14 protein-coding genes are annotated in these 14,343 nt (G+C 63.9%); 10 read left to right on the plus strand and 4 right to left on the minus strand.

All coding sequences use genetic code 11. The features are described from left to right. The first annotated feature begins 30 nt into the window (after positions 1–30). The 3 genes from L6D80_RS10990 (at position 31) to L6D80_RS11000 (ending at position 4,263) form a co-directional block, all read left to right on the plus strand. On the plus strand, positions 31–657 hold the full coding sequence (locus L6D80_RS10990) for a DNA-3-methyladenine glycosylase family protein (protein ID WP_176513497.1): 627 nt from the start codon (positions 31–33) through the stop codon (positions 655–657). A gap of 97 nt (positions 658–754) precedes the next feature. Then, positions 755–1,807, plus strand: coding sequence for a bifunctional DNA-binding transcriptional regulator/O6-methylguanine-DNA methyltransferase Ada (gene ada / locus L6D80_RS10995; RefSeq protein WP_176513499.1), 1,053 nt, complete (start codon positions 755–757; stop codon positions 1,805–1,807). 56 nt (positions 1,808–1,863) lie between these two features. Then, on the plus strand, positions 1,864–4,263 hold the full coding sequence (locus tag L6D80_RS11000) for a DUF3772 domain-containing protein (protein WP_054900688.1): 2,400 nt from the start codon (positions 1,864–1,866) through the stop codon (positions 4,261–4,263). Between the two features lie 107 nt (positions 4,264–4,370). Here L6D80_RS11000 and L6D80_RS11005 read toward each other — a convergent pair whose 3' ends face one another. Further along, on the minus strand, positions 4,371–5,801 hold the full coding sequence (locus tag L6D80_RS11005) for an aldehyde dehydrogenase family protein (protein WP_176513501.1): 1,431 nt from the start codon (positions 5,799–5,801) through the stop codon (positions 4,371–4,373). A gap of 306 nt (positions 5,802–6,107) precedes the next feature. On the opposite strand from L6D80_RS11005, the gene L6D80_RS11010 reads away from it, so the two are divergent. The 3 genes from L6D80_RS11010 to ppk2 all read left to right on the plus strand — a co-directional run bounded on the left by L6D80_RS11010 (position 6,108) and on the right by ppk2 (position 8,702). Next, positions 6,108–7,127: a transporter gene (locus tag L6D80_RS11010; protein WP_054900690.1), complete on the plus strand. Its 1,020-nt coding sequence runs from the start codon at positions 6,108–6,110 to the stop codon at positions 7,125–7,127. 84 nt (positions 7,128–7,211) lie between these two features. Beyond that, positions 7,212–7,832, plus strand: a complete 621-nt coding sequence (gene ycaC / locus L6D80_RS11015; protein WP_054900691.1) for an isochorismate family cysteine hydrolase YcaC — start codon at positions 7,212–7,214, stop codon at positions 7,830–7,832. A 51-nt stretch (positions 7,833–7,883) separates the two neighbouring features. Continuing rightward, positions 7,884–8,702 carry a polyphosphate kinase 2 gene (gene ppk2, locus L6D80_RS11020; protein ID WP_176513503.1) on the plus strand — a complete coding sequence of 273 codons (819 nt, stop codon included), beginning with the start codon at positions 7,884–7,886 and terminating at the stop codon, positions 8,700–8,702. A gap of 91 nt (positions 8,703–8,793) precedes the next feature. On the opposite strand, the gene L6D80_RS11025 is transcribed toward ppk2, so the two are convergent. Both L6D80_RS11025 and L6D80_RS11030 read right to left on the minus strand, forming a co-directional pair. Continuing rightward, positions 8,794–9,216: a DoxX family protein gene (locus tag L6D80_RS11025; protein ID WP_054900693.1), complete on the minus strand. Its 423-nt coding sequence runs from the start codon at positions 9,214–9,216 to the stop codon at positions 8,794–8,796. Positions 9,217–9,253: 37 nt separating this feature from the next. Further along, positions 9,254–9,952 carry a pirin family protein gene (locus L6D80_RS11030; RefSeq protein ID WP_054900783.1) on the minus strand — a complete coding sequence of 233 codons (699 nt, stop codon included), beginning with the start codon at positions 9,950–9,952 and terminating at the stop codon, positions 9,254–9,256. Positions 9,953–10,069: 117 nt separating this feature from the next. On the opposite strand from L6D80_RS11030, the gene L6D80_RS11035 reads away from it, so the two are divergent. The 4 genes from L6D80_RS11035 (at position 10,070) to L6D80_RS11050 (ending at position 13,293) form a co-directional block, all read left to right on the plus strand. Next, complete coding sequence (locus L6D80_RS11035) at positions 10,070–11,005, plus strand: LysR substrate-binding domain-containing protein (protein WP_176513505.1); 936 nt, start codon at positions 10,070–10,072, stop codon at positions 11,003–11,005. 69 nt (positions 11,006–11,074) lie between these two features. Beyond that, on the plus strand, positions 11,075–11,650 hold the full coding sequence (locus tag L6D80_RS11040) for a TetR/AcrR family transcriptional regulator (RefSeq protein WP_176513507.1): 576 nt from the start codon (positions 11,075–11,077) through the stop codon (positions 11,648–11,650). A gap of 70 nt (positions 11,651–11,720) precedes the next feature. Next, positions 11,721–12,596: an SDR family NAD(P)-dependent oxidoreductase gene (locus L6D80_RS11045; protein WP_176513509.1), complete on the plus strand. Its 876-nt coding sequence runs from the start codon at positions 11,721–11,723 to the stop codon at positions 12,594–12,596. Between the two features lie 31 nt (positions 12,597–12,627). Continuing rightward, positions 12,628–13,293 carry an NAD(P)H-binding protein gene (locus tag L6D80_RS11050; RefSeq protein WP_054900696.1) on the plus strand — a complete coding sequence of 222 codons (666 nt, stop codon included), beginning with the start codon at positions 12,628–12,630 and terminating at the stop codon, positions 13,291–13,293. 2 nt (positions 13,294–13,295) lie between these two features. Here L6D80_RS11050 and L6D80_RS11055 read toward each other — a convergent pair whose 3' ends face one another. Continuing rightward, complete coding sequence (locus tag L6D80_RS11055) at positions 13,296–14,342, minus strand: ABC transporter substrate-binding protein (protein ID WP_054900697.1); 1,047 nt, start codon at positions 14,340–14,342, stop codon at positions 13,296–13,298. Position 14,343: the final 1 nt, after the last annotated feature.

Below are 14,343 nucleotides of genomic sequence, written 5' to 3' on the forward strand. Positions count from 1 at the left end.
GGACCTGCACTGAACCCATTGGAGCGCTGGATGATCCTGACCGACCTCTCGCCCGAAGCCTACCGCGAGGCCGCCGACCACCTCGCCGCGCTGGACCCTGACTGGGCACGGCACATTGCTGCGACCGGGCCTTGTCTGCACCGGGCGACACCTGGGCGCGAGCCCTATGAGGCGCTGGTGCGGGCAATTGCCTATCAGCAACTGCACGCCCGCGCGGCCGAAGCGATTCTAGGGCGATTGCTGGCGCTGTTTCCTGGCCAAGGCTTCCCCACGCCGCAGCAGTTGCTGGCGGTGGCGCCGCAAACGCTGCGCGCCTGTGGTTTTTCAGCGAGCAAGCTGGCCACCCTGCAGGGGGTGGCCCAGGCGACACGGGACGGTGCAGTGCCCTGTCGGGAAGAAGCGTTGGCGATGACGGACGATGCCTTGATCGAGCGCCTGGTCGCGTTGCGCGGCGTGGGGCGTTGGACGGTGGAAATGTTGTTGATCTACAGCCTGGAGCGATCGGATATCTTGCCGGTGGACGATTTTGGCGTACGTGAGGGGTATCGCCGGCTCAAGGGGCTGGAAAAGGCACCGACGCCAGCGCAGATGCGTTCACTGGGGGGTGGGTGGCGTCCCTACCGGACAGTGGCGGCCTGGTACCTGTGGCGGGCCTGAGCCCTGCATCAGGCTTTAAGTCATCCCAAGCACCTGTGGAAGCGGGCTGCCGCGAAACAGCCGGCCCAGACCAGACAAGCAGATGAGGCATACCCCAATGACCCCCTACAGCACCGATGACCAACGCTGGCAAGCCGTTCAGACCCGCGACACCGCAGCCGCAGGCCACTTCGTCTACGCCGTGCGCACCACTGGGGTGTACTGCCAACCCGGCTGCACCTCACGCATGGCCAAACGCGAGAATGTCGAATTCTTCGCCCAGGCCACCGCTGCCGAAGCCGCCGGCTATCGCCCGTGCCGGCGTTGCCTGAACACGCCGGTCGTCAATCGCCGCAGCGAGCTGGTCGCCCGGGCCTGCCGCCTGCTCGAAAGCAGCGACACCCCTCCCAGCCTCGACCAACTTGGCGCGCAACTGGCCGTCAGCCCGTTTCACCTGCACCGGCTGTTCAAGGCCGAAACCGGCCTCACGCCCAAGGCCTACGCCACGGCCTTGGGCGCCCGCCGCCTGCGCGAACGGCTGGGCGATGGGCAACGCTCGGTGACCGATGCCATCTATGACGCCGGTTACAACTCCAACAGCCGGTTCTACGAAAGCGCCGACCAGCGGCTGGGTATGCGCCCACGCCAATACCGCGCTGGTGGCGCGGGCGCGACCATTCACTTCGCCGTTGGTCAGTGTTCTCTGGGCGCAATCCTGGTGGCCCAGAGCGAAAAAGGCATCTGCTCGATTCTGCTGGGCGATGAACCCCAAGCGCTGCTCGAGCAGTTGCAGGACCAGTTCCCCAAGGCCCGGCTGATCGGTGGCGATGCCGCGTACGAACGCCTGGTTGCCGAGGTGGTGGGCTTTGTCGAAGCACCCGCACTTGGCCTGGACCTGCCCTTGGATGTGCAGGGTACGGCCTTTCAGGAGCGGGTCTGGCAAGCATTGCGCGAAGTGCCGGTGGGCAGCCGGGTGAGCTACACCGAGATCGCTGAACGTATCGGTGCCCCCAAAGCCGTACGCGCCGTGGCCATGGCCTGCGCGGCTAACCGCATTGCCGTGGCCATTCCGTGTCACCGCGTGGTGCGCCGTGACGGTGACATCAGCGGCTACCGCTGGGGTGTGGAGCGCAAGCGGCAATTGTTGGCGCGAGAAACGGCACTCTCCTGATTGCCTCAAGCCGCGTAGAATCCACCGCCAAATCGAAGTGCAAAGAGGAACATTCGATGAGGCGTGTCAGCCTTGCCCGTTTTTACCTGGGTGTAATGGCCCTGATGCTGGCGCTCGCTGCGCCGGCGTGGTCGGCTTCTGCGCCGGTGTCCAGCCTGGCCGCCGCTGAGCTGCCCGTGCTGGACGAGAATGCCAGCATCGAGCAGTTGAGCGATCGTCTGGACCAGATTCGTCAAGGGGTGACCAGCAACGCCAACGACGACTTGTTGTCGCAGTTGCGCCTGGCTGCCGTACAGGTCCAGCGCCAGGCCGATGCATTGAGTGCCCTGCGCACGGCCGACGTGGACAAACTTGACGACAAGCTCAAGGTCATCGGCCCGGTGCAGCCGGACGAAGCCGCCAGCCTCACCTCGCAGCGCAAGCAGCTGGAGGCCGAGAAAAAGGCCCTGCTCGCCGAGCAGGAACAGGCCAGCAAGCTGACCCAGTCGGCGCGCGACCTGTCCACCCAGATCGTCAACCTGCGCCGCAGCCAGTTCAACTCACAGGTCACCAGCCGTGCAGCCAGCCCCCTGAGCCCGGCCTTCTGGCAGTCATTGATCCGCCCGACCGATGAAGACGTGCTGCGCCTGCGCGATTTGCGTGGCGAGGCGGCCGATGCCGTCGCCAGTGCCTTCAGCGCCGAGCACCGCTGGTTCTTCATCACAAGCCTGGTGGCAGCGATCCTGGTCTGGACGCTGGCTCGCCGGGTACTGGAGCGCTTGCTCGCCGATGCCATGATTCGCTGGTTGCCCGAAGGCCGTTTGCGCCGTAGCGCGCTGGCATTGGGGGTGAGCCTGGCCACCCTGGGCACCATTGCCGGCTCCGTGGCGCTGTTGCGGTGGGGCCTGGAGAGCAGCGCGCAGCTGGGGTCCGATATTGCCAGCCTGACCAATCACTTCCTCACACTGGTGGTGTTCAGCGCCTTCATCACCGGCCTGGGCCGCGCCATGCTGATGCTGCAGCGCCCGTCCTGGCGCCTGCCTCCGATCCACGACGAGGTGGCCAGCGCCCTGGGTTGGTTCCCCAAGCTACTGGCCTTGGCGCTGATGGTGATGCTGACCATGGAGCGCATCAACAGCGTGATCGGCACCAGCCTGGCGCTGACCGTGGCCACCAACGGGCTGACGGCACTGGTGGTGACGGCGATTTTCTCCAGCGCGCTGATTCGCTACCGCCGTACCTTGCGCAAGCACGACCTGGAGCGCCCGACCGGCATGGCCGGGTTGATCCCGTTCGTGATCGTGGTCTGGGTCGGGCTGATCGTGCTGACCCTGCTCACCGGCTACCTGACCCTGGCGTATTTCCTCACGGCCAAGCTGCTTTGGATCAGCGTGGTCGCCACCTGCGCCTACCTGCTGATCACCTTCCTGGGCGATCTGTGTGAAACACTGCTGTCACCGCGCCAGCCCGGCGGCTTGGCCCTGGCCTCGACACTGGGCCTGGCGCCACGTCACCAGGCTCAGGCCAGCACCATATTGGCCGGCATTGGCCGCACGGTGCTGCTGTTCCTGGCGGTGCTGCTGGCACTGATGCCTTCGGGCACCAGCCCCGGTGAGCTGCTGCTCAGCCTGGGTGACTGGGACGGCACCGGTGGCAAGGTGCTGGGCAACCTGAACATCGTGCCGCAAGACATCCTGTTGGCCGTGGCGATGTTCTTCGGCGGCCTGTTCGGCATTCGGGTACTCAAGCGCTGGCTGAGCGAGCGCCTGCTGCCGGAAACCGACATGGACGCCGGCATGCGTGCCTCGCTGGTGACCCTGGTCGGTTACCTGGGCTTCCTGTTCCTGGCCATGCTGGTGATGTCGACCTTGCGCATCAACCTGACCAGCCTGACCTGGGTGGTCAGTGCGCTGTCGGTGGGTATCGGTTTTGGCTTGCAGCAGATCGTGCAGAACTTCATCTCCGGCCTGATCCTGCTCACCGAGCGCCCGGTCAAGGTGGGTGACTGGGTGAGCCTGGCCGGGGTGGAGGGGGACATTCGCCGGATCAACGTGCGTGCCACCGAGATCCAGATGTCCGACCGCTCCACGGTGATTGTGCCCAACTCGCAGTTCATTTCGCAGAACGTGCGCAACGTCACCATGGGCAACGCCCTGGGCGTGGTCGGCATCAGCCTGACCTTGCCGCTGGAGACGGACGCCAATCGGGTACGTGAGCTATTGCTGGCCGCTTATCACGAGCATGAGTCGATCCTGGATGCACCGGCGCCGTCGGTGAGCTTCAAGGACCTGACGGCCAATGGCATGGTGATCAGTGTCAGCGGTTATGTGGCGGGACCGCGGCAGGTATCGGGCGCGCGTAGCGACCTGTTGTTCACCATCCTGGGGCGGCTGCGCGACGAAGGTATTGCTCTGTCGTCGCCGCAGAGCATGGTGCTGGTGCAGGAAGGTTCGCGCCCGGCTGACGAGACGGTGTGAACCCCACCCCAGGTAGCGTGGCAGGTTACCTGGGGGAGCGATTGTCGGGCTCAACTACCAGACGCTTACGCACTTCATGTGGGGCGGGCTTGCCCCGCCTTAGCTGATCAGCCCAAGCAGCGGGTCACATGCTTGACCGAGAGGTAGCCCGACAACCCCCAAGGCCCAAGCTCACGCCCAATCCCGCTGCCCTTGGTGCCCCCCCACGACGTCTCGACGAACACCGCCTGCACCGAGTTGATCCACACATGCCCGACTTCCAGCGCATCGGCCACACGCTCCGCGCGCTCCAGGTCAGCCGAGCAAACCGTGGCGACCAGGCCAAACCGGCTGTCGTTGGCTTCAGCAATCGCTTGCGCTTCAGTCGAAAAGCGCCGCGCGCACAGCACCGGGCCGAAGATTTCCTCGGTCCACAAACGGCTGTCCACCGGCACATCGGTGTACAGCGTCGGGCTGACGAACCAACCTTCGCGGTCCAGTGCCTTGCCTCCGGCCAGGCACCGCAAGCCTTCTTCACGGGCGGTCGCGAAGTAGCTGGCGACTTTCAGCCATTGCGCCTGGCTGGTCAGTGGCCCCATGTCCACTTCTGCGCTCGACGGGTTACCGACGCGCAGCTGTTCCAGCGCTTGCTGCAGGCGCGGCAGCAACGCGTCGGCGATACCCTCATGTACCAGCAGGCGTGAAGTCGCCGAGCACATCTGCCCGGCGTTCCAGGTAAAACCGGCGACGATCCACTCCACCGCCTGGTCGACATCGCAATCATCGAACACCACGATTGCCGACTTGCCGCCCAGTTCCAGGGTCACAGGACGGCATTGCGCTGCCGCACTGCGCATCACCTGGCTGCCGACGCTGTTGCTGCCGGTGAACGACAGTTTGTCCAGGCCGCTGTGGCTGCTCAGCGCGGCACCGGTTTCAGCCTTGCCGTTGACGATGTTCAACACCCCTGCGGGCAGGCCGAGGGTCTCGGCAATCTGGCCATAGGCCTGTTCGATCAACGGCGTCACTTCCGACGGTTTGAGCACCACGGTGCAGCCTGCCGCCAAGGCTGGGGCGAGTTTCCAGGCGCTGGTCACCAGCGGGAAGTTCCACGGCACGATCAGGCCGACCACGCCAACTGGCTCCAGGCGGGTGCGTGCGGTAAAGCCCGGTGCGGCCAGGGGCACGTCGCAATTCTTCTGTGGCAGTTGTTCGGCCAGGTCGGCGTAATAGACGAAGGTGGCCACAGCGTCGTCCAGGTCGATCTCGGCCTCGTGGCGTGGCTTGCCATTGTTGCGCATCTGCAAGGCGATCAATGCCTCACGGCGTTGCCCCAATTGGTCGGCGAAACCGCGCAAGTAGCGCGCGCGCGCGCTGGCGCTGACCTGTTTCCAGGCGGGCAGGGCCTCGCGCGCTGCGGCCACGGCCTGGTCCACCTGGGCAACGCTGGCGGCCATCAATTCGGCAAAGGGTTGACCCAGCGAAGGGTCGTTGACGGTGATGCAGTCGCTGCCCAGGCCTTCGACCCAGCGGCCAGCGATGTAATGGGAAGTGGTCATGGTCAGTATCCAGTCAGGCCATCTCGACAGCTACCATCACCGGCGTGTGCGGGCACTGTTGCCGCACGCCCCGCAGTGGCTGGTCCACGGAAATGGTCTCAGGGTTATTGTGATTGTGGTGAAGCGATTCTGGTGGGGGTGGGCAAGGGGAAAAATCGCTGCGGGGAAATAATTAGTTCAGGAATTTGTAAACCAACGGTACTACCTCCTGCGCCCTCTACCGCTGCAGGGACCGTTGTCATCGAACTGCAACTTACATCCCGCAACATTTCTGCCATCCACCCCAGTGCCTCATTGCGAGTTCGAATGGGTCATCACGCGCTGCACCCTCAACAGGACCATGACCTGTTCGGCCTGCTCTACGCTTTTGCCTTTCGTCCTGGCCAGCCCGGCCGTGAGATCGACTCGGCCCAGGCCTTGCGCACGCTCAGCGAGCCGGCAGACCCAGACGAATTCCTCTGGCTGCACCTCAACCTTGCCCATGCCGCCTGCGAGCGCTGGTTGCGTGCCCACCTGGCACTACCGGAAGCTTTCTTCGAGACGCTGCGTGAGGGCTCGCGCTCCACGCGCATCGAACACGCCGATTCGGCCCTGCTGGCGGTGGTCAACGACGTGGTGTTCAACTTCGGCCTGGTGTCATCGGATGTGTCCACGCTGTGGGCGTGCGCCAGCAGCCGGCTGCTGGTCAGTGCGCGGCTGCAGCCGCTGCATTCGGTGGACAAGCTGCGCTCATCGGTCAAGAAGGGCGAATGCTTTCATTCGCCCATCGAGTTGCTGGTCCATCTGCTACGCGACCAAGGCGACGTGCTGACCCAGATCGTGCGCGAGACCACCAGCAGCGTCGACCGTATCGAGGACCAGTTGCTGTCGCAACGCCTGAGCGACAACCGCGCTGAACTGAGCAGCATGCGCCGCGTGCTGGTGCGCCTCCAGCGCCTGTTGGCGTTAGAGCCTGGTGCGTTGCTGCGGCTGCTAAACCGCCCGCCTGAGTGGTTGCAGGAGCAGGACATGCGCCAACTGCGCTCAGCCACTGAAGAGTTCACCCTGGTGATCAGCGACCTCACCACCCTGGGTGAGCGGATCAAACTGTTGCAGGAAGAAATCGCGGCCAAGCTCAACGAGCAGACCAACCGCACGCTGTTCACCCTGACGGTGGTGACCGTGCTGGCGCTGCCCATCAACATCATTGCTGGCTTTTTTGGCATGAACGTCGGTGGCGTACCGCTGGCGGACGACCCACACGGCTTCTGGGTGCTGGTGGCATTGGTGGCGACATTCACCGTGCTTGCAGGGCGCTGGGCCTTCGGCAAGCGCCGCGAGTATTGACGCCCCGACCGACTGACGGTCTTTCCCTTACCCCATCCTTGCCTACGCTGATACTCCTAACCCGCGCAAGCAAGGAGATCGGTCATGGCTTTCCAATACAAACGTCTGGACAAGAACAACGCTGCGGTCCTGCTGGTCGATCACCAGGCCGGCCTGCTGTCGCTGGTTCGAGATATCGACCCCGACCGCTTCAAGAACAACGTGCTGGCCCTGGCTGACCTGGCCCAGTACTTCAAACTGCCGACCATTCTCACCACCAGTTTCGAAACCGGCCCTAACGGCCCGCTGGTGCCCGAACTCAAGGCGCAATTCCCCGACGCCCCGTACATCGCCCGGCCCGGCAACATCAACGCCTGGGATAACGAAGACTTCGTCAAGGCGGTGAAGGCAACCGGCAAGAAGCAGTTGCTGATTGCCGGAGTGGTGACCGAAGTGTGTGTGGCCTTCCCGGCATTGTCGGCGCTGGAGGAGGGCTTTGAGGTGTTCGTGGTCACCGATGCCTCTGGCACGTTCAACGCGCTGACCCGCGATTCGGCCTGGCGGCGCATGGAGGCTGCCGGGGCGCAACTGATGACCTGGTTTGGCGTGGCCTGCGAACTGCACCGTGACTGGCGTAACGATATCGAGGGGCTGGGGACGTTGTTCTCCAACCACCTGCCGGACTACCGCAACCTGATGACCAGCTACAACACGCTGGCGAAGTAAATGGGCCGGGATCGACCATACTGATTGTTCATTTGCCCTCAGGAGTGTGTCATGGCAAAGCCGTCCAGGAAAAAGGACCAGCAAGCACCCGTAGAGAAGTTGGGCGGCAAGGCGTACGAGAAGCAACTCAAGAGCCTGCATGTGGAGTTGGTAAAACTGCAGGAGTGGGTCGTGGCCAAAGGCCTGAAGGTATGCATCCTGTTCGAGGGCCGCGACGGTGCCGGCAAGGGTGGCACCATCAAGGCCATCACCGAGCGGGTCAGCCCACGGGTGTTCCGGGTGGTGGCGTTGCCGGCGCCTACCGAGCGGGAAAAGACCCAGATGTACGCCCAGCGTTACCTCAACCACCTGCCGGCCGCCGGCGAAGTGGTGATCTTCGACCGCAGTTGGTACAACCGTGCTGGCGTGGAGCGGGTGATGGGCTTTTGCACCGAGGAGCAGGCCAGCAAATTCCTCACCGTAGTGCCGTTGCTGGAAAAGTTGATGGTCGAGTCGGGGATCATCCTCGTCAAATACTGGCTGGAAGTCAGCGCCGAGGAGCAGACCCGGCGCCTGCAGGACCGCATCAACGATGGCCGCAAGCTGTGGAAGCTGTCACCCATGGACCTCAAGTCCTACAGCCGCTGGGATGACTACACCCGTGCCCGCGACGAGATGTTCGCCGCGTCCGACTCATCCTGGGCGCCCTGGTTTCTGGCCCACTCCAACGATAAACGCCGTGCCCGGCTGAACATCATCAGCCACCTGCTGACACGCGTGCCGTACAAGGACGTTACCCGCGACGAGGTGGTCAAACTGCCCAAGCGCGGCAAGATCGGCAAGTACAAGGCTGTCGCCTACCCGTTCAAGGTGGTTGAAGAGCGCTTCTGAGCCTTTGCCAGGGCGTTTCAGCCTAACGGTACCCGGTTTGCATTTGAGAACGGCGCCTGCCCTGCAGGCGCGGGTTCACCTAGACCAACCGTTAGCCAAGGCTGGCAGCACTGCTCGGCGTGGCAGTGCGGCCCAGGCGCGCATCCAGGCTCAATGGCCCTGCACCAAAGAACACGATCTGCAGCAACCCGCCCGCCATCATCACGTTTTTCAGGAAGTGGATCATCTGGTTCTGGTCGGCGAAATCGTGGTGGAAGAACACCGCGGCGATCACGCTGAACACGGCCAAGGCCAGGGCCACTGCACGGGTGCGGTATCCGGCGATCAGCAGCAGGCCACCACCGGCCTCGATCAGGAGGGCGGCAAGGTAGGCCAGGCCCGGCGCGGGCAGGCCAACCGAGGCGATGTAGCCGACGGTGGCATCATGGGCGGCCAGTTTGCCAAGCCCGCTCATGAAGAAGGGCAGGCCTATCAGCACACGGCCCAGCAGTGGAAGGTAGTGGTAACGGTTCATGGTGTTCTCCTGTTCGGTGGACTGAGAGGTAGGAAACTCAGCCGGCGTCCACCATCACCAGCTCGGAATCTTCAAGGGCGTGAATGTGGATGGCGCACGCGTCGGTGATGGCCACGCCATCCAGTGCACCCACCGCTTGGCCATCGACTTCGATTCGCCCGGAGGCCACCACCAGGTAGGCCTGGCGTGCGGTGTCGAGCGGCTGCCGCAGTTGTTCGCCCCGCTGCAGCGTGGCGGCCAGCAGGCGGGCATCGGCGCGCAGCGGCAAGGCCTCGCGATCTTCGCCAAAGCCGCTGGCCAGTACGGCGAAGCGCCCGGCTTTGTCAGCCTTGGGGAAGCGCCGTGTGGCCCAGCGTGGCGCCTCACCGCGGGTGCGCGGCAGCAACCAGATCTGGTACAGCCTGAGGGGGCCCTCGCCCTGGTTGAACTCGGTGTGGCGGATGCCACTGCCGGCGCTGACCACCTGCACGTCCCCGGCATGCAGGCTGCCTTGTTCACCCAGGCTGTCGCGGTGGCCGAGGATGCCCTGACGGACGTAGGTCACGATTTCCATGTCCTGGTGGCCATGCATCGGGAAGCCGTGCCCCGGCGCTATCTCGTCATCGTTCCACACCACCAGCGGCCCCAGTGCGCTGTGCGCGGGGTTGCCGTCGGCACTGACAATGAAGTGGTACTTGGCCTGCAGCCAGCCATGATCAGCGCTATCCAGTGAGGTCCAGCGACGATGGGTGAGCATGGGCAGCGCCTCGTTGATTGAGTGAGGATGCATGCTAAATACGCAATGAGTTCTGTGATATCTCCATATTGGCAAGGTATTGTTGTTCTAATCGCAACGATTAAGACGGGCCCTTCCATGAAACAGATCACCGACCTCAATGACCTGCGGCTGTTCGTCCAGGTGGTCGATCACGGCAGTTTCACCGCTGCAGCCCGTAGCCTGGGGGCGCAAACCTCCAAGCTCAGCCGGCGTATCCGCGCACTGGAGGAGGAACTGGGTGTGCGCTTGCTCAACCGCACCAGCCGCAGCCTGTCGCTGACCGAGACTGGGCGACAGTTCTATCAGCATTGTGCTGCGCTGGTGGCTGAAGCCCAGGCGGCCAAGGGCCTGGTGGAACAGACGCGCACCCAGCCGCAAGGGGCGGTGCGCATCAGTTGCCCCGGTGGGCTGCTCAGTTCCGGGATCGGCGAGATCCTTGCCGAGTACCTGGAGGCCAACCCGCAGGTTCAGGTCCTGCTCGATGCCACCAACCGCCGTGTGGATGTGGTCGAGGAAGGACTGGACCTGGCGATTCGGGTGCGTGTGCCGCCGCTGGAAAACACCGACCTGGCTGTTCGGCCGCTGGGTCATTCAGTTCGCATTCTGGTCGCCAGCCCTACCCTGGTGGCCACTTTTCCGACGCCTCACTCGCTCAACTGCCTGCAGGCCTGGCCTACATTGTCCATGGCGAACGATGGCGAGAAGTACACTTGGCAGCTGTTGGACGAGCAGGGGCAGCGCATTTCGCTGGTTCACCACCCGCGCTTGGCGACCGACGACCTGACCAGCCTGCGCAGCGCTGTGCTGCGGGGCATTGGGGTAGCGGTGCTGCCGCGTGAGCTGGTGGTTGCCGACATTGACGCGGGCAGGTTGGTGCAGGTGCTGCCGGGTGTGTCCACTGCGCCAGGGCTGGTGCATGCGATCTTCCCCACGCGCCGCGGCATGGTCCCGGCGGTGCGCCACTTGCTGGACGCGTTGGTGGTGGGCTTGCACCGCCTCAACGCTGAGAGTGAGCAGGACGTTGACCGATGATCGGGCAGGGGCTTGCATTGGACGAATTTACGTTTATGATTGAGCAATCACTCAATTAAGTTACCCAACATGGCCCGTCCCCGCAGTCACGACAAACGCAACGCCATTCTCGCCGCCGCCAGCCAGGCCTTCGCCGAGCAAGGCCTGAGCGCGACCACAGCGCGTATTGCCCGCCTGGCTGGGGTCGCCGAGGGTACGGTGTTCACCTACTTCGAAAACAAGGACGTACTGCTCAACGAGTTGTACCTGGAACTCAAGGCCGGCTTACGCCAGGCGATGATGGCGGGCTACCCCAATGACAGCACGCCTGAGCAACAGGTGCGGCATGCCTGGAATGGCTATGTGGCCTGGGGTATCGAATGCCCCAGCGCCCGTGAAGCGCTACGCCAGTTGGGGGTGAGCGGGCGGATCGACGCCGATCATCGTGCCGCCGGGGCCGAGGGCTTCGACGAACTCGGGGCCCTGCTGCGCGAGCGTAGCCTGGTGAGCGGGTTGTCGGCGGAACAGGCACAGGCCTTCTATGGTGCCTTGTTCGTATCGATGGCCGAAGCTTCGATGGAGTTCATCAAGCAAGCCCCGGAACAGGCAGATGTGTATCGCGATGCAGGCTTCAAAGCCCTGTGGGCAGCCCTTGGCGGGCGCTGACAGGGCCCTTTTTTTGTAGTTTTTAGTTGAGTGCGTAATCACTCATTATTGTCGACGAAGGAGTCGAATCATGTCCAAAGTGTGGCTTGTAACAGGTGCGGCGCGCGGTCTGGGCCGTTCCATCAGTGAAGCAGTACTGAAAAACGGTGATCGCCTGGTGGCCGCTGCCCGCGACCCGCAGCGCCTGGATGATCTGGTGGCTCGCTACCCGGATCAAGTCCGTGCGGTCGCGCTCGACGTCACCGACGAAGCGGCGGCGCAGCGGGCTGTGCAACTGGCACTGGATGCCTTCGGTGGTCTCGATGTGCTGGTCAATAACGCAGGCTACGGCCACACCGTTCCGTTCGAGCAGATGTCCTCGGAGGATTTCCGTGCGCAACTGGAGACCAACCTGTTTGGCGTCGTCAACCTGACCCGTGCCGTGTTGCCAGTGATGCGTGGCCAGCGCAGTGGCCATATCTTCCAGGTGTCCTCGGTTGGTGGGCGCACGTCGACCCCGGGCCTTTCGGCCTATCAGGCGGCGAAGTGGGCGGTCGGCGGCTTCAGCGATGTGGTGGCCAAAGAAGTCTCGCCGTTGGGTATCCAGATCTGCACCCTCGAGCCCGGTGGCATGCGCACCGATTGGGCAGGGGAAGCCAAGCGCCCGGTCGAAGGCATGCTCCCGGATTACGATGCGACGGTGGGGCATGTGCTCAGGCTGCTGGCCAGCTACGGTGGGCAGGAAATCGGTGACCCGGTGAAGATCGCCGAACTGATCGTGGCGCTGTCGCGCCGTGACGACCTGCCCCTGCGCTTGCTGCTGGGTGCGGATGCGCTGTTTGTCTATGAACAGGATGAGCGTGTGCGTGCCGAAGAGCTGGAACAGTGGCGAGAGACTACGCTTTCCACGCACTTCCCCGACGCACAACTGCCCGCCGGGATGGACGGGCTGAAAAGGCGCAAATGAGCTGCCGGCGAAACGACCAGGAGAAGATGGGATGAAAGTGATTCTGTTCGGTGCCAGCGGCATGCTGGGGCAAGGTGTGCTGCGCGAAGCCTTGCGCGCCGATGACGTGTCGCAGGTGCTGGTAGTGGGGCGCACAGCGCTGCAGCAGGACGATCCGAAACTGCGCCAGTTGGTGCGCGCCGACCTGTTCGACTACAGCGGGCTCGAGGCGGACCTCAGTGGCTATGATGCCTGCCTGTTCTGCCTGGGCGTTTCGGCCAGCGAGATCGACGAGGCAGGTTACGTTCGCATCAACCATGACCTGCCACTGGCCGCCGCCAAGGTGCTGTCGCGGCTCAATCCGCAGATGGTGTTTGTCTACGTGTCCGGGGCGGGTACCGACAGCAGCGAGCAAGGCAGGGTGATGTGGGCACGGGTCAAAGGGCGCACCGAGAACGCGTTGCAGCGCCTGCCGTTTCGCGGCGTGTACCTGCTGCGGCCCGCAGCGATCCAGCCGATGCACGGCGAGCAGTCCAAGACCCGTAGTTATCGGCTGTTCTATCGCTGGCTGGGCTGGACCCTGCCGCTGTTGCGCAAGCTGTTCCCGCACCTGGTGCTGACCACCGAACAAATCGGGCGAGCCATGCTCGCCACGGTCCGCCGGGGTGCGCCTCGGCCGGTGCTGGAGGTGCGCGACATCGCCGAGCTAGGCCGTTGAGGTCACGGCTGTGAGGGCGCCAGGGCTGCGGTCTGCGAGGCGGCCAGGGCTTGGGCCTGGAATTCAGGGCGTACCCAATCGGCGAGCGGGAAGGCCTGGCGGATCAGGCGCAGGCGCTGGGCCACCGCGATGTCTGCTTGTAGGGTATCGAGAAACGGTGCGTCCAGGCGCGGCGAGTAGTGGTCGGCAAAATCTTCGTCGCCCAGGTCACGCTCCAGCAGCGCAGGCGGGTAGCCCGACCACTCGGAAGCCTTGACCAGGTAGGGCGCCTTGTTGTGTACATCGGCCAGCCACTCGTAGCCTTTCTGGTGGGCCTTGAGCAGGCGTACCACCACCTCGGGGTAGCGATCGATGAAGGCTTTTCTGCCAACCACCACTTCGTGGGTGGCGCCGACGTTGTTCAGGTCATGGGTCGTCAGTGCAACCTTGGCCAGCCCTCGTTGGTCGAGCGTGAGCAGGTTGTTGGCGCCCCACACCGCGTCGACCAGGCCCGCAACCAACGCCGCGGTGGAGGCGCTGGTGTCCATGCTGGTGATTTTCAGGTCGCGCTCGGACAACCCCTGGGCATCCAGGGCGCGGATCAGCGAGAGGTGGTAGGTGGTACCACGGAACACCGCCAGCTTTTTGCCTTTCAGGTCGGCCAGGCTGTGGATCCCGGAGTTTGCCGTCACGCCCAGGTACGCCTTGCTGTTACGCCGGCTGGCGCTGATCAACTGAGTGTCCAGGCCATTGGCGCGGCCGACGATGGCCGGCAGGTCGCCATAGTAGGCGAAGTCCACCTGCTGGTTGGCCAGGGCCTCGTTGATGGCCGGGCCTGCGCCGCGCACATAGACCCATTCGATCTTGATGCCGTCCTTGGCGAATTCCTGCTCGAAGCGTTTCTGGTCGACCAGGATATCCACCATGCCACCGCTGTAGCGCTTGGCTGTGGTGCTGGTGTCGGGTACGGCGATACGGATTGCGCTGGGTAGCTCCTGAGCGGCGTGAGCGCCGCAGACCAAGCCGCAAAGTGCTGCCAGGCCAATGAGCCATTGGTTGAGACGTTTCATG

The sequence above is a fragment of the Pseudomonas ceruminis genome, from assembly GCF_021602025.1.
Lineage (GTDB): Bacteria > Pseudomonadota > Gammaproteobacteria > Pseudomonadales > Pseudomonadaceae > Aquipseudomonas > Aquipseudomonas ceruminis.